12 protein-coding genes are annotated in these 15509 nt (G+C 73.2%); 8 read left to right on the forward strand and 4 right to left on the reverse strand.

Annotated elements, in window-relative coordinates:
* The first annotated feature begins 193 nt into the window (after window positions 1-193).
* The 4 genes from ABT122_RS20165 to ABT122_RS20180 all read left to right on the forward strand — a co-directional run bounded on the left by ABT122_RS20165 (window position 194) and on the right by ABT122_RS20180 (window position 6285).
* On the forward strand, window positions 194-964 hold the full coding sequence (locus ABT122_RS20165; RefSeq protein ID WP_351553734.1) for a hypothetical protein: 771 nt from the start codon (window positions 194-196) through the stop codon (window positions 962-964).
* A gap of 109 nt (window positions 965-1073) precedes the next feature.
* Complete coding sequence (locus ABT122_RS20170; protein ID WP_351553737.1) at window positions 1074-1919, forward strand: DegV family protein; 846 nt, start codon at window positions 1074-1076, stop codon at window positions 1917-1919.
* A 680-nt stretch (window positions 1920-2599) separates the two neighbouring features.
* Entirely contained in the window at window positions 2600-3469 is an 870-nt protein-coding gene (locus tag ABT122_RS20175) for a ComEA family DNA-binding protein (protein WP_351553740.1), read from the forward strand.
* Window positions 3466-6285, forward strand: a complete 2820-nt coding sequence (locus ABT122_RS20180; protein ID WP_351553743.1) for a ComEC/Rec2 family competence protein — start codon at window positions 3466-3468, stop codon at window positions 6283-6285. Before ABT122_RS20175 ends, ABT122_RS20180 begins: the two co-directional genes overlap by 4 nt.
* A gap of 4 nt (window positions 6286-6289) precedes the next feature.
* Here the strand turns inward: ABT122_RS20180 and ABT122_RS20185 are convergent, their stop codons facing one another.
* Window positions 6290-7045, reverse strand: a complete 756-nt coding sequence (locus tag ABT122_RS20185; protein ID WP_351553746.1) for a class I SAM-dependent methyltransferase — start codon at window positions 7043-7045, stop codon at window positions 6290-6292.
* 102 nt (window positions 7046-7147) lie between these two features.
* Window positions 7148-7882 (reverse strand): TioE family transcriptional regulator, encoded by a 735-nt coding sequence (locus tag ABT122_RS20190; RefSeq protein WP_351553749.1) that lies wholly within the window; start codon window positions 7880-7882, stop codon window positions 7148-7150.
* 58 nt (window positions 7883-7940) lie between these two features.
* Here ABT122_RS20190 and ABT122_RS20195 point away from each other — a divergent pair, with 58 nt between their 5' ends.
* Window positions 7941-9143: an erythromycin esterase family protein gene (locus ABT122_RS20195; RefSeq protein ID WP_351553752.1), complete on the forward strand. Its 1203-nt coding sequence runs from the start codon at window positions 7941-7943 to the stop codon at window positions 9141-9143.
* A gap of 13 nt (window positions 9144-9156) precedes the next feature.
* On the opposite strand, the gene ABT122_RS20200 is transcribed toward ABT122_RS20195, so the two are convergent.
* Window positions 9157-9402 carry a hypothetical protein gene (locus tag ABT122_RS20200; protein ID WP_351553755.1) on the reverse strand — a complete coding sequence of 82 codons (246 nt, stop codon included), beginning with the start codon at window positions 9400-9402 and terminating at the stop codon, window positions 9157-9159.
* Between the two features lie 56 nt (window positions 9403-9458).
* Between ABT122_RS20200 and holA the strand changes: the two genes are divergently transcribed.
* Window positions 9459-10448, forward strand: coding sequence for a DNA polymerase III subunit delta (gene holA, locus ABT122_RS20205; protein ID WP_351553758.1), 990 nt, complete (start codon window positions 9459-9461; stop codon window positions 10446-10448).
* A gap of 538 nt (window positions 10449-10986) precedes the next feature.
* Here the strand turns inward: holA and rpsT are convergent.
* Window positions 10987-11253: a 30S ribosomal protein S20 gene (gene rpsT, locus ABT122_RS20210; RefSeq protein ID WP_351553761.1), complete on the reverse strand. Its 267-nt coding sequence runs from the start codon at window positions 11251-11253 to the stop codon at window positions 10987-10989.
* 213 nt (window positions 11254-11466) lie between these two features.
* Here rpsT and lepA point away from each other — a divergent pair, with 213 nt between their 5' ends.
* Both lepA and ABT122_RS20220 read left to right on the forward strand, forming a co-directional pair.
* A complete protein-coding gene (lepA, locus tag ABT122_RS20215; RefSeq protein ID WP_351553764.1) occupies window positions 11467-13335 on the forward strand; it encodes a translation elongation factor 4 in 1869 nt (622 codons plus the stop codon).
* A gap of 230 nt (window positions 13336-13565) precedes the next feature.
* Window positions 13566-15455 carry an AMP-dependent synthetase/ligase gene (locus ABT122_RS20220; protein WP_351553767.1) on the forward strand — a complete coding sequence of 630 codons (1890 nt, stop codon included), beginning with the start codon at window positions 13566-13568 and terminating at the stop codon, window positions 15453-15455.
* Window positions 15456-15509 lie beyond the last annotated feature (54 nt).

Genomic DNA, 15509 nt, shown 5'->3' on the forward strand with positions numbered 1-15509 from the left:
ACGGTCGAGCATGGTGATGAGCCGGCCGACGTCGTGGCCACCCCGAGGCCCCGGCCCCCTGGTTCGGGGTTTCCCCTACGGGCAGGTTGGGGGGTCATGGGGAACCCTTGGCCTGCCTGTTCCGTTTACGGTGGAGGGGAACACAGTCGACGTGCGCAGCCGGCGCACAGCGCTCGACGCCGAAGGGGCGGACATGGAAGTCGTGATCGCGATACTGGCACTGCTTCTGGTCGCCTTTGTGGCGTTGGGAGCATTTGTCACGGTCAAGGCGGTCGGCGCGGCCAAACGCGGGGTCGAGCGCACCAAGCAGTCCGTCACCCAGGCCCGGCGCACGGTCGAGGACACCACCCTGCGGGCCAAGACCTTCGGCCAGAGCGGGGTCGCCGCCGATCTGGCCCAGTTGCGGCTGTCGCTGCGCACCTCCATGCGCGCCACCCAGGACGCGCTCCAGGCCGGGGTCGCCGAGGACGCCTCCCTGTCCGAGACGATCGCCCTCTTCGAGCGCCTCAGCGCCCACGGCCATGAACTCGACGACGAGCTGAAGCGCCTGGAGCGCGAGCCCGACCGGGCCACGGTCTCCGCCCGGCTGCCCGAGCTGCGCGAGCGCACCGAGCGGATCACGCACTCGGCGGAGTCCCTGCGCTGGGCCGCCCGGGACCGGGCCCGCAGGTTCGCCGACGACGATCTGGACAGCCTCAGCACCCAGATCGACATGGAGGCGGGAGCGCTGCGGCACTGGTCGGAGCCGGAGGCGGAGGCGCCCCGGGACACCCGGTCGCAGAGCGCGTCCGGCGGCCCGGCGGGACCCTCGCGGAGCTGGCCCGACACCGACCGGCCGGAGTCCGGCGAGGCGTCGGCCCCGGGCGCACCGGCCCAGCAGCCGCAGGCGATCACCGCGCGTGACCCCCGGCAGCAGACCGCGTACCCGTGGGAGAAGACCACCCGCCCCGAGACCACGAACTGACCCCGATCCTCCCCCCGAGCGACTGTGAGGCAGCCGAGCGTGCGGCCGAGTTCCCTGAGGCAGAGGTCCGGGCTGCCGTCCGGTGGCCGTGACCGGTAACCTCCCGCTCATGTCCCGCCATGTCGCGATCGTCACCGATTCAACGGCCTACCTGCCGCCGCCGGCGATGGAGCGCCATGGCATCGTGGCGGTGCCCCTGACCGTCGTCCTCGGGGACGAGGCGCTTGAGGAGGGCACCGAGATCTCGGCCCGCTCGCTGGCCCAGGCCCTTCAGAAGCGGCGCCCGGTCACCACATCGCGGCCGAGCCCCGAGACCTTCGCCGAGACCTACCGGGCGCGTGCCCGGGCCGGCGCGACCGCGATCGTCTCCCTCCATCTGTCGGCCGAGATCTCCGGCACCTACGACGCGGCGGTGCTGGCCGCCAGGGAAGCCCCGGTTCCGGTACGGGTGGTGGACACCGGGATGGTCGCGATGGCCCTCGGTTTCTGCGCCCTCGCGGCGGCGGAGACCGTGGAGTCCGGCGGCACTCTCGACGAGGCGGTCGCCGCCGCGGAGAAGCGCGCGGCGGGCACCTCCGCCTACTTCTACGTCGACACCCTCGACTACCTCCGGCGCGGCGGCCGGATCGGCGCCGCGCAGGCGCTCCTGGGGTCCGCGCTGGCCGTGAAGCCGCTGCTGCAACTGGAGGGCGGACGGATCGAGTTGCTGGAGAAGGTCCGCACGGCCGCCCGCGCCATCGCCCGCCTGGAGGAGATCGCCGTCGAGCGGGCGGGCATGAGCGGCGTCGACATCGCGGTCCACCACCTCGCCGCCCCCGAACGCGCCTCGGCCCTGGCGGACCGGCTGCGGGAACGGGTGCCGGGGGTGGTGGAGCTGCATGTGAGCGAGGTGGGGGCGGTGATCGGTGCGCATACGGGCCCGGGCCTCCTGGGGACGGTGATCTCGCCCCGCTGAGAGGGGAGTTCGGGGCGGCGGGGGGCTCCGACGGGCCCGCGGGGTGCGGGGTCCTGTGGTGCGGGGGCGGTCCTCAGGCTCCCCCGGAGCTGCCTCTGGGAGGTGGCGCCGGACGGGCTGGGATTGCTCAGCCCTGCCGGACAAGCTCAGGCACAACACCAGCCACGGCGATTGAGCCGCGCCCCCTAGCCCCTCCGGCGTTTGAGGCGGACCACTCCAACCCCTCCGGCGTTTGAGCCGCACCACCCCAGCCTCACTGGTGGTTGAGCCGCACCCACTCAGCCCCTCCGGCGATTGAGGAGCGGGGGTTCGGGGGCTGGCCCCCGACCCGGGCCCGCGGGATGCGGGTCACCTGTGGTGCGGGGTCCGTCCTCAAGCGCCGGACAGGCTTGATTTGTTCGGGTCGCCCGTCAGGCACAGGGGCCAGCCTCAAGCGCCGGGCGGGCTTGATGTGTTCGGGTCGCCCGTCAGGTGCGAGATGTGGCCTCAAGAGGGCGGACGGGTCGGGTTGGCCCGGTGGGTATCCCCGAGTGGCGGGGGGGCTGGGATTGGCTCGGGGGTGTCAACCAGGTGGGGGATCGTCACCCGGCTGGGGGATGGGGATATCCACAAGTGGCGGGTTCTCCACCGGAATTCCCCCCTCCCGGCGAGCCCCGCCCAACCCTCCTACCGTCCTCCTCATGACCCCTCACCCGCACCCCGCGACCAGCGGCCCCGGCCGCCCCCCGGCATCCGACAGCCGCGCCCACCCCCGTCTCCGTACCCGCGTCCGGCACGGTCCGGGCCCGGGCCCCGGCAGGGGCACCACGGCGCGCCGGCGGGGCGAGGTACCGCCCACCGCCCCGGCCCCCGACCCGCCTCCCGGCACGGACCACCCCCTCCGGCAGCGGGCCGTGTTCGCCGTGCGGGAGCGGCTGCCGGTCTGGGTGCGGCTCCGCTGCGGGCTCGAACCGAGAACCCTCGCCGCGCTGGCCGTCGTCCTGGTGGCCGCCGCCCTCCTCGCCGTCCAGCACTTCTGGACGGGGAACCCGGAGAGCGTGCGCGCCCCCGAGGTGGTCCGGCCGGGGGTCGCGGCACCCGAGCGCGCCCCTGAGGCCGCCCGCCGGGGGAGCGGGCGGGTCGTCGTGGACGTCAGCGGCAAGGTGCGGCGGCCCGGCGTGCTGAGACTGCCGAATGGCTCCCGGGTCGCCGATGCCCTGCGCGCCGCCGGAGGCGTCAGAACGGGCGCCGATCTCACCGGCCTCAACCGGGCCCGGGTGCTGATCGACGGCGAGCAGGTGGTGGTGGGCGCCCCCGCACCCCCGAGCGCCCCCGGGGCAGACACAGCACCCCCCGGGCCCGCCACGGTCCCGTCCACCGGGCCGCTGAGCCTCAACGCGGCCACCGCCGACCAGCTCGAAACCCTCCCCGGGGTCGGCCCCGTCCTCGCCCGCCACATCATCGACCACCGCACCCAGCAGGGCGGCTTCCGCTCCGTCGAGCAGCTCCGCGAGGTCAGAGGGATCGGGGACCGCCGGTTCGCCGACCTCCAGCCGCTGGTGCGGCCGTGACCCGCCGGGCCGTGCACACCGCGTCGGGCCACCGGCTGGGCGCGGCCAACCCCCGCCAGGAGGGCCCGGCCGATCTGCGGCTGGTCTTTCCGGCCCTGGCGGCCTGGGCGGCCTCCGCGCTTGCCGTGGGCGCCCCGGGCCGGTGGACGGCGCTCGGCGCGGCCCTCTGCGCGGCTCTCGCGGCGCTGCTCCTCGTCTCGGTCCTGAGGCCCGGCGCACGCCGGGCGGCCCGTGCGGGCGGCCGGGACCGGATCACCGCCACCGCCACCGCCTGCGCGGCGCTGCTGCTGTGCGCGGCGGCGGGCGCGGTGACCGCCGGGCTGTGGAGCGCGGATCTGCGGCGCGGCCCGCTGCCCGCGCTGGCCGAACGGTACGCCCACGCCACCGTGGAGCTGCGGGTCACCTCCGACCCCAGGCTCACCCGGCCCCGGCCGGAAGGCGGTCCGCGGGCGGGACGGGCCCTGGTGTTCGACGCGGAGGCGACCGAGGTCTCCGGAGCGGGCCGGGAGGCCACCGCCGTCAGGACACCCCTGCTGGTGGTGGTGCGGCCGGGGCTCCCCCGGCCCGTACTCGCCCGCTGGCAGTCGCTGCTGCCCTCCACCGGGCTCCGGCTGACGGGCGGCCTCGCGCCACCGCTGCACGGCGCCGACCGGTACGGGGCGGTGCTGCGGGTGCGGGGCGGCGGGCCGGAGGTCATCGAGAGCCCCAGCGCGGTGCAGCGCACCGCGGGAGCCCTCCGGGCGGGGCTGCGCACGGCGTCCGACGGCCTGCCCCGGGACGCCCGCGCCCTCCTCCCCGGGCTGACCGTCGGGGACACCTCCCGGGTCACCCCGGACCTCCAGGAAGCCTTCGAGGCCACGGACCTCACCCATCTCCTCGCGGTCTCCGGGAGCAACCTGGGCGTGGTGCTCATCCTGCTGGTGGGACCCCCGGGCCGGGCCCTGCTCGCCGAGCGCGGCGGTCTCGCACCCCGGCTGGGCATCACCCTGAGAGGGACGGCGCTCCTCGGCGGCGGGCTGATCCTCGCCTTCGTGGTCGTGTGCCGACCGGAGCCGAGCGTGCTCAGGGCGGCGGCGTGCGGTGCGATCACCCTGCTCGCCATCGGCACCGGCCGGCGTAGATCCCTCCTCCCCGCGCTCGCCGCCGCCGTTCTGCTGCTGGTCCTCCACGACCCCGGCCTCGCCCGCAGCCCCGGCTTCGTGCTCTCCGTCCTCGCCACCGGCGCGCTGCTGACCATCGCCCCCGGCTGGAGCGCGGCGCTGCGGCGGCGCGGGGTGCCGCCGAGGCTCGCGGAGGCGCTGGCGGCGGCCGGGGCCGCGCAGGCCGTCTGCGCGCCCGTGGTCGTCGTCCTGGCCACCCGCGTCAGCCTGGTGGCGATCCCCTGCAATCTGATCGCCGAGCCGGCCGTCGCCCTGGCCACCGTCCTCGGTTTCGCCGCGCTCGCCACCGCCCCGGTCGCGATGCCCGCGGCCGAGGTGCTCGCCGGCGTCGCGGGATGGCCGGCCGGGTGGATCGCCGCCGTCGCCCGTGCCGGGGCCTCGCTGCCGGGGGCGTGGGTGGACTGGCCGGGCGGCTGGCGCGGCGGAGTGCTGCTCGCCGCCGCCACCGCGCTCGCGGTGCTCATCGCCCGCCGGCTGTGGCGCCGCCCCTGGGCGGCCTCGGCCTGTGCGCTGCTGCTCCTGCTGGCCGTGCTGCGCCCCGCGCCGCTCACCCGCGTCGTCACGGGCTGGCCGCCACCGGGCTGGTCGTTCGCCATGTGCGATGTCGGACAGGGAGATGCCACGGTCCTCGCGGCGGGCGACGGCACCGGCGCGGCGGTGGTCGTGGATGTGGGACCCGACCCGGATCTGGCCGACCGCTGTCTGCGGGAGCTGGGCGTCACGCGTATCCCGCTGATCGTCCTCACCCACTTCCACACCGACCACATCGGGGGCCTGTCCGGGGTGCTGCGGGGCCGGACCGTGGGGGCGGTGCAGACCACGACGCTCGACGAGCCGAGGGCGCAGAGCGCGTTCGTCCGCGCGGCGGCGGCGGAAGCCGGGGTGCCGCTGGTGCGCGCGGCCCCGGGGGAGCGGCGCCGGCTCGGACGGCTGTCGTGGCAGGTGCTCTGGCCGGACCGCGCCCCGGACCGCGCCCCGGACCGTGCCCCGGGCCGGGCGTCCGCCGCGGTCCCGCCGACGGAACCCAACGACGCCAGCGTCACCCTGCTGGTGCGGGTGGAGGCGGGGCCGGTCCTCCTGCTGCTCGGCGACCTCGAACCACCGGCCCAGCGCGGGCTGCTGCTGGCCCATCCGGAACTGCCGCCGGTGGATGTCCTCAAGGTCGCCCACCACGGGTCGGCGCATCAGCACCCGGCTCTGCTGGCCGCCGCGCGCCCGCGACTGGCACTGATCTCCACGGGCCGGGACAACCCGTACGGCCATCCGTCCCCGCACACCGTGGGCGCGCTCGGAGCCGGGGGAGCGGTGGTGCTCCGCACCGACCGGGACGGGCCGATCGCCGTGACCGGCGCCGGCCGCTCCCTGCGGGCGGGCCTGCGCCGGGGGGCCGTGGTCACCGGGCGCGGCCGGCGGGGCGCCCGGGCGGGAGGCGGGCGGGCCGGGTGCCCTCGGGCCTCGGGCGCCCGCGGCGGTCCCCGTGGTCCGCCCGGGGAGCTTCTTTCGGACCGGGCCGGATCGGCGAGCCGGGCGCGGTGCCGTGGATCGCAGGGCGATCGCAGGGCAGAGGAGGGAGTCCACGCGGAGGGTCGGCGACTGACGACATCGCGGCGGGGCGCGGTGCCAGGGCTCGCGAGCCCTGGCACGATCCGAAAGTGACGACCTAGCCCGCGATCACCAGGCGGTAGCCGTAGTCCATGCTCTCCCGGTCGAGGAGATCGGCGTGGCGGCGGTGCCAGAGGCCGGAGTCGAGGTCGGCGCGGAGCCGTTCGATCGCCGGTTCCACGACGGAGGGCGGCAGTTGGGCGAAGGTGGAGCTGGCCTGTCGGACGGCCGGGTCGAGATAGCGCTCGGGCCGCTGCCAGTGGGCGCTCTGGAAGCCGTCGGTGAAGTCGCGGGGGATGGGGAAGGGCAGCACCGTGTGCGCTCCGAGCGCGTCGGCGACCTCGGCCACGGGCGTGAAGCGGGCGTGGTCCATGTCACGGATCTCCGGGAGGTACTCCTCGATCAGCCACAGCTCCTGAGGATGGCCCGGGTCCCAGGTGAAGACCACCTGTCTGCGGGCGACCCGGCGCAGCTCGCCGAGGCCCCGGTGCGGATCGGGCCAGTGGTGGACGGTCAGGACGGCCATCGCCGCGTCGAAGGACCCGTCGGGGAACGGGAGCGCCTCCGCGCCGGCCCGCACCTTTCTGGCCGCCGGGTGCTGGTCCAGCATGACCTGGGAGGGGTCGACCGCGGTGATCTTGGCGTGCTCGGGTTCGTAGGAGCCGGCCCCGGCGCCGACGTTCACGATGGTGCGGGCGCCCTCCAGGGCCCGGCTGATCAGGGCGTGCAGACGGGGGTCGGGGACCCGGATGTCGCTGTAGCCGGTTCCGATGCGGTCGTAGACGGCCGGTGTGCGGCCTGCGGCGGTGTCCATGGGCCCAGCCCAGCAGATGGGAGGGGATGGAGCCAAGGGGGCCGCGTGATAAGGGCGTTGACGCTCCGGCCCCGAGGGCGGGCCCGGGCCTCGCGCACGGGGTCAGGGCAGCTCGCGGAGGTACGCGTCCAGCTCGGCGGCTCCGGTCAGCATCGCGCGCCCGCGGGCGGAGAGCCTGCCGTGCCAGTCGCGCAGGGCCGACTCCAGAGGCTCCAGTCCGCCGGCGGTCCGCACCTGGGTGATCAGCGGGGCGATCCGCTCCAGCGGATAGCCGCCCCGTCTGAGCTGGTGGGTCAGCCGGGCGTCCCGTACAGCGGCCTCGTCGTAGACGCGGTACCCGGTCAGCGGGTCGCGGCGCGGGTGCACCAGCCCGGAGCGCTCCCAGGCGCGCAGGGTCGCCGGCCGGATGCCGAGTCCCTCCGCCAGCGGCCCGATGAAGGTGCCGCCGGGCCCCGGGAGCGCCGCGTCGGGCTCGGACGGCGCGGCGGACTCCAGATCGCGGAGGGCGCTCTCCACGGCCCGGAGGGTGCGCCGGTCGTCGAGGAGCTGGGCATGGCTCTCGTCGATGAGGCGGAGCGCCTCATCGGTCGCGCCCCGGTTCACGGCCCGCATGACCGATGCCGCCGTCGGATGGCCGTGGCCGGGCAGCAGGGCGAGAAACGCCGCCAGAGCCCGTGTGTGCGCCGGGGTGTAGACGCGGTAGCCGTGGGGTGTGCGGTCGGCGGCCGGGAGGACGCCGGCCTCCTCGTAGTTCCGCACGGCCTGCGTGGACAGTCCGTGGCGGCGCGCCAGATCAATCGGCCTGAGGTGACCAGTGCTTTGAGGGTTTCTTCCCACAGCTCCGAGAGTATCCCGAAAAAGTCTCAACCGAGTCTTCAACGATACCGTTGAGGTCATGGCTACTGGCATCCGGGAAACCCTCCACACCGTCGACGCCGCCTCCCTCAGGGGGCTGCTGCCCGCCCGGCCGAGGCTGCTCGCCCTGGGCGAGCCCACCCATGGCGAGGACACCCTGCTCGATCTGCGCAACGAGATCTTCCGGCAGCTCGTCGCGGAGGAGGGCTACCGCGCGATCGCGATCGAGAGCGGCTGTCTGGCGGGCCTGATGGTGGACGACTACGTCACCACGGGCACGGGCACCCTCGACGAGGCCATGGAGCACGGGTTCAGCCATGGGCTCGGGGCGTCCGCCGCCAACCGCGCACTCGTGCGGTGGATGAGGGCGTACAACGACGGCCGGCCCGCCTCCGAGCGGCTCCGCTTCGCCGGCTTCGACGGCCCGCTGGAGATCACCGGCGCCGAGAGCCCCCGGCAGGCCCTCACCGCACTCCACCACCGCCTCGCGGCCCTGGTGGACGCGGATCTGCTCCCCTGCACGGCGGAGACACTCGACCGGCTGCTCGGCGCCGACGACCGGTGGACCGAGCCCGCCGCGATGACGGACCCGTCCCGCTCCGTGGGACGGTCGCCCGAGGCGGGCCGGCTGCGGCTGATCGCCGACGATCTGGTGTCGCTGCTCGACGAACGGACGCCGGACCTCATCGCGGCGACCTCGCGGGACGACTGGGACCGGGCGCGCCTGTACGGGCGCACCGCCACCGGCCTGCTCCGCTACCACCACTGGATGGCCGACACCTCACCGGCGCGCATGACGCGGCTGGTGGGCGTCCGGGACCGGATGATGGCCCACAACCTCCTCGCCGTCGCGGAAGGGGGACCGGCGCTGGTCCACGCCCACAACACCCATCTCCAGCGGACCAGGAGCTCGATGCGGATGGGCGGGGCGCCGCTGGAGTGGTGGGGCGCCGGCGCGCTGGTGAGCGCCCGCCTCGGTGAGGAGTACGCCTTCGTGGCCACGGCCCTCGGCACGATCCGGCACCGGGGGGTGGGCGCGCCGCCGCCGGACTCCGTCGAAGGGCTGCTGTACGCGCTCCCGGAGGACCGCTGTCTCGTCGACGCGCCCCGGCTGGCCGCCGCCCTCCGCGACACCCCGCCCGCGCCCCGCGACTCCCCCTGGTTCGGCTACTTCGGGCTCGACCCGGCGCACCTGGCGGAGATCGACGGGCTCGTCTTCCTCAGGGATGTCGCGCGGAGCTGAGCCCGGCCCGCCGTCAGGGGGCCTCCAGCCACCCCTCGTACTCGGCGGCGAAGGCGTCCAGGCCCGCCGGGTCCAGCCGGGCGCCGGGGTCCTCCACCACGACCAGCCACTGGGCGTCCTCGGCGTCGTCCTCGCCGGCCAGCGCGTCCCGTACGAGCTGGGGTTCCTCGGCCACGCCGAAGCGGTCCGCCAGCTCCCCCGCCACCTCCTCGGCTGCGTCGCGGTCGGGCAGCACCAGTACATGTCGTCCATCGCTCACCCGTTCATTCTCCGGCACCGGACCGGGTGTCGGTGGCCCATGGGATGCTGGACGCGATGGCCACCAGGAAGAATTCCACCGACGATCCGCTCGCCCCCGTCACCCTCGCCGTGGGGCAGGAGGATCTCCTTCTCGACCGCGCGGTGCAGCAGGTGGTGGCGGCGGCCCGCGCCGCCGACGCCGACACGGATGTGCGCGACCTCACCGCCGACCAGCTCCAGCCGGGCACCCTCGCCGAGCTGACGAGCCCCTCGCTCTTCGCCGAGCGCAAGGTCGTCATCGTGCGGAACGCGCAGGATCTCTCCGCCGACACGATCAAGGACATCAAGGGGTATCTCACCGCGCCGGTGGAGGAGATCACCCTCGTCCTGCTCCACCCCGGGGGCGCGAAGGGCAAGGGGCTGGTGGACGCGGCCCGCAAGGCCGGGGCCCGTGAGATCGCCTGCCCCAAGACCACCAAGCCCGCCGAGCGGCTCACGTTCGTGCGCTCGGAGTTCCGGGCGCTGGGCCGGTCCGCGACACCGGAGGCGTGCCAGGCGCTGGTGGACTCCATCGGCAGCGATCTGCGGGAGCTGGCCAGCGCGGTGTCCCAGCTCGCCGCGGATGTCGAGGGCACGATCGACGAGGCCGTCGTGGGGCGGTACTACACGGGCCGTGCGGAGGCTTCCAGCTTCACCGTCGCCGACCGGGCGGTGGAGGGCCGGGCGGCGGAGGCGCTGGAGGCGCTGCGCTGGTCGCTGTCGACCGGGGTCGCGCCAGTGCTGATCACCAGTGCGCTGGCGCAGGGGGTGCGGGCGATCGGGAAGCTCTCCTCGGCCAGGGGCGGCGGCAGACCGGCGGATCTGGCCCGTGAGCTGGGCATGCCGCCCTGGAAGATCGACCGGGTGCGGCAGCAGATGCGGGGGTGGACACCGGACGGGGTGGGGGTGGCGCTGCGGGCGGTGGCGGAGGCGGATGCGGGGGTGAAGGGGGGTGGGGATGATGCGGAGTATGCCCTGGAGAAAGCTGTGGTGACTGTGGCGAGGGCTGCGCGTTCGCGGCGCTGAGGTTGAGTCCGAGTTTGAGCCCGGGGTTCGGGGGAGGTCCCTGGTGCTTGGGCCTCCGCCCCGGGGGGCTTCGGTCGGGGGCTCTGCCCCCGAACCCCCGCGCCTCAATCGCCGGCGGGGCTGATTGGGCTTCCCGCGCCTCGGTGGTCGGCCGGGCTGATTGGGCTTCCCGTGCCTCGATGGCCGGCGGGGCTGAATTGCGCTTCCCGTGCCTCAATCGCCGGCGGGGCTGAGGTGTGCGCCGATCGTCGGTTCGGCCGGGGTGGGGCCGTCTTCTGGGGTGGGCATGCCGAAGGCCCCGGGGGAGCCTCTGTCCTGGGGAAGGAGCGAGAGGGGTCCGGGGCCCTGGCGAGGTCCTGCGGTTCGGACTCGCACCCGCGTGGCGAACGCAGGTCCAAGTGCGAGTCCTGAGGGGTGCCGGGGCGGGGAGCGGAGAGAGAGGGCCCGCTCGGGTCCGTCCGGCTATCAAGTCTTCCGGCGGGGCACCCTCAGGGAGTGCCGCCGGTCCGGGGTCGCCCCCGGGTTACAGCGAGTGGGCTCAGCCCTGGAGGGAGGCAACCTTGGCAGCCAGCGCCGACTTCTTGTTGGCGGCGGCGTTCTTGTGGATGACACCCTTCGAGACAGCCTTGTCGAGCTTGCGAGCGGCCTCGCGAGTGGCCGCGGTGGCCTTCTCGACGTCGCCCGAAGCGGCGGCCTCACGGGCCTTGCGGACAGCGGTCTTCAGCGACGACTTGACGGCCTTGTTGCGCAGGCGCGCCTTCTCGTTCGTCTTGTTCCGCTTGATCTGGGACTTGATGTTCGCCACGAAAGAGCCTTCTCAGGTTCGATTGATCTTCGATGAGCGCCTCGTGTCCCGTGGTCTGCACCATGGGAAGAGACACAGCTAGCCAGGCTACCAGCAGCTCTCCCGGCGGCCCAAACCGGTCGCAGTCCCTCACCCGTGGGACGATGGGGGCTACGTATCGATCCGACATCGCCCGAGACGAGACGCCCCGCGTCTCAAGAATCAGGACCCTGCGTGCCCGCGACTCCTTCCAACGTGCCCGAGCCGAGCCGTACAGACCCGGCGCTGATCCGCAATTTCTGCATCATCGCGCACATCGACCACGGCAAGTCCACGCTCGCCGACCGGATGCTTCAGCTGACCGGTGTGGTCGACCAGCGGCAGATGCGTGCTCAGTATCTCGACCGGATGGACATCGAGCGCGAGCGCGGCATCACGATCAAGTCCCAGGCGGTCCGGCTGCCCTGGGCGCCCAGTGAGGGCGAAGGCCAGGGCAGGACCCACATCCTGAACATGATCGATACCCCGGGCCATGTGGACTTCACCTACGAGGTGTCCCGCTCGCTCGCCGCCTGCGAGGGCACGATCCTGCTGGTGGACGCGGCCCAGGGCATCGAGGCGCAGACCCTGGCCAACCTCTATCTGGCGATGGAGAACAACCTCGCCATCGTCCCGGTCCTCAACAAGATCGACCTCCCGGCCGCCCAGCCGGAGAAGTTCGCCGAGGAGCTGGCCAACCTCGTCGGCTGCGACCCGGACGATGTGCTGAGGGTCTCCGCGAAGACGGGCGTCGGTGTCGAGGCGCTGCTCGACCGGGTGGTGCGCGAGGTCCCCGCCCCGGTCGGCGTCGCCGACGCGCCCGCCCGCGCGATGATCTTCGACTCGGTCTATGACTCCTACCGGGGCGTCGTCACCTATGTCCGGGTCATCGACGGCAAGCTGGGCAAGCGCGAGCGCATCCGGATGATGTCCACCGGCGCCACCCACGAGCTGCTGGAGATCGGCACCAACTCGCCCGAGATGCTCCCGGCCGACGGTCTGGGCGTCGGCGAGGTCGGCTATCTGATCACCGGTGTGAAGGACGTCCGCCAGTCCAAGGTCGGCGACACCATCACCCAGCAGCACAAGGGCGCCACCGAGGCCCTGGGCGGCTACAAGGACCCCAAGCCGATGGTGTTCTCCGGCCTCTACCCGCTGGACGGCTCGGACTACCCCGAGCTGCGCGACGCCCTCGACAAGCTCCAGCTCAACGACGCCGCCCTGGTGTACGAGCCGGAGACCTCCGCGGCCCTCGGCTTCGGCTTCCGCGTCGGCTTCCTCGGCCTGCTGCACCTGGATGTCATCCGGGAGCGCCTGGAGCGCGAGTTCGGCCTCGACCTGATCGCCACCGCGCCGAACGTGGTCTACCGCGTCCTCATGGAGGACGGCGCCGAGCACACGGTCACCAACCCGAGCGAGTTCCCCGAGGGCAAGATCTCGGAGGTGTACGAGCCGGTGGTGCGGGCCACCATCCTCGCGCCCAGCGAGTTCATCGGCGCGATCATGGAGCTGTGCCAGACCCGCCGCGGCACCCTCCTGGGCATGGACTACCTCTCCGAGGACCGGGTGGAGATCCGCTACACCCTGCCCCTCGCCGAGATCGTCTTCGACTTCTTCGACCAGCTGAAGTCCAAGACCCGCGGCTATGCCTCCCTCGACTACGAGCCCACGGGCGAGCAGTCGTCCAGCCTGGTCAAGGTGGACATCCTGCTCCACGGCGACAAGGTCGACGCCTTCTCCGCGATCACCCACAAGGACGCGGCGTACGCGTACGGCGTGCGGCTGGTGGCGAAGCTGCGCGAGCTGATCCCGCGCCAGGCGTTCGAGGTGCCGATCCAGGCCGCGATCGGCTCCCGGGTCATCGCCCGCGAGACCATCCGCGCCATCCGCAAGGACGTCCTCGCCAAGTGCTACGGCGGTGACATCTCCCGTAAGCGGAAGCTGCTGGAGAAGCAGAAGGAAGGCAAGAAGCGGATGAAGATGGTCGGCAGTGTGGAGGTTCCCCAGGACGCCTTCATCGCCGTCCTCTCCAGCGACGAGAGCAGCGGCAAGGGCAAGAAGTAGCCGGCCCGCGCCCGTGCGCGCACAGACGGGGAAGCGCCCGCCGGAGCTTTCGGCGGGCGCTTCCCCGTATCCGCGAGCGGCCGGGGGGCGCCGTCCTTCGTTATGAAGCGGCAGCCCGTATCCCCTTACGCACTGGCAGAGTGGCCTCTAGTCTGATCACGGCTCGATGGTTACTCGCCAGTTAAAGAACCAGCCCGTCGTGCAGTGCTGCCGCAGGCCCGGAGGATGTCGTGAGCGACACACAGACCCTGATCGAGAACCGGCCGCCGTCGGTCGCGACCCTCTTCACCGAGCGTGTCGCGGCCACCCCGGACGCCGAGGCGTACCGCTACCCGGTGCCGTCCGCCTCCGGCCGGGGCCCCGACGAGTGGAAGTCGCTGAGCTGGGGCGAGGCCGCCGAACGGGTCGACGCCATCGCCGCCGGCCTGATCGGCCTCGGGCTGGCGCCCGAGGACCGGGTCGCGCTGCTGTCCGCCACCCGGGTGGAGTGGATTCTCGCCGACCTGGGGGTCATGTGCGGCGGCGGCGCCACCACGACCGTCTATCCGTCGACCAACGCCGAGGAGTCGGCGTACATCCTCGCCGACTCCGGGAGCCGCATCCTGATCGCGGAGGACGCGACCCAGCTCGCCAAGGCCCGCGAGCGGCGCGCGGACCTGCCCGAGCTGCGGCATGTCGTCGTCATCGACCCCGCCGGTGTGGAAGCGGAACCGGGCGACCCCGAGGGCTGGGTGCTCTCCCTCGCGGAGCTGGAGACCCGTGGCAAGGCCCTGCTGAAGCAGACCCCGGACGCCGTCGCCGAGCGGATCGCGGCGATCACCGCCGACCAGCTGGCCACCCTGATCTACACCTCCGGCACCACCGGACGGCCCAAGGGCGTCCGGCTGCCCCACGACAACTGGTCGTACATGGCGAAGGCGATCGCCGCGACCGGCCTGGTCACCAAGGACGATGTGCAGTACCTCTGGCTGCCGCTCGCCCATGTCTTCGGCAAGGTGCTGACCTCGGGGCAGATCGAGCTGGGCCATGTCACCGCCGTCGACGGCCGGATCGACAAGATCATCGAGAATCTCCCGGTGGTCCAGCCGACCTATATGGCCTCCGTGCCCCGGATCTTCGAGAAGGTCTACAACGGCGTCGCGGCCAAGGCCCGGGCCGGCGGGCCCGCCAAGTACAAGATCTTCCAGTGGGCGGCCGGAGTGGCCCGGGAGTACGCGAGGATCAGCCAGGACAACTTCCGCCGCACCGGGACCGCCTCCGCGCCCTTCGTCCTGACCACCAAGCACAAGGTCGCCGACGCGCTGGTGTACGCCAAGCTCAGGGACGCCTTCGGCGGGCGGCTGCGCGCCGCCGTCTCCGGTTCCGCCGCGCTCTCGCCGGAGATCGGCTACTTCTTCGCCGGCGCCGGAATCCATGTCCTGGAGGGGTACGGACTCACCGAGTCCAGCGCCGCCTCCTTCGTCAACCCGGGCGAGGCGTACCGCACGGGCACGGTCGGCAAGCCGCTGCCCGGCACCGAGGTGCGGATCGCGGAGGACGGCGAGGTGATGCTCCGCGGCCCCGGGATCATGGAGGGGTACCACGGGCTGCCCGAGAAGACGGCGGAGGTCCTCGAACCCGACGGCTGGCTGCACACCGGGGACATCGGCGAACTCTCCCCGGACGGCTATCTGCGGATCACCGACCGCAAGAAGGACCTGATCAAGACCTCCGGCGGAAAGTACATCGCGCCCACCGAGGTGGAGATCCAGTTCAAGGCGATCTGCCCGTTCGTCTCCAACATCGTCGTGGTGGGCGCGGCCCGCAATTTCTGTACCGCGCTGATCTCACTCGACGAGCCGACCCTCCTGAACTGGGCGAAGGAGCACGGCCTGGCCGGCCGGTCCTACGCCGACGTGGTCGCGGCCCCCGCCACCCGGGAGCTGGTCCAGGGATATGTGGACCGGCTCAACGGCGGCCTCCAGCGCTGGCAGACGATCAAGAAGTTCCGGCTGCTGCCCCGCGACCTCGATGTCGAGCACGGCGATCTCACCCCGAGCCTCAAGCTGAAGCGCCCGGTCGTCGAGCGTGAGTTCAAGCACCTCATCGAGGAGATGTACGAGGGCTCCCGGGAGGCGTGACCCCGCCGCGGACCCCTCCCACAGCTCCCCGGGGAACCCCGGGGCCGCCCGTCA

This window comes from Streptomyces sp. NPDC001985 (assembly GCF_040296845.1).
Classification (GTDB): domain Bacteria; phylum Actinomycetota; class Actinomycetes; order Streptomycetales; family Streptomycetaceae; genus Streptomyces.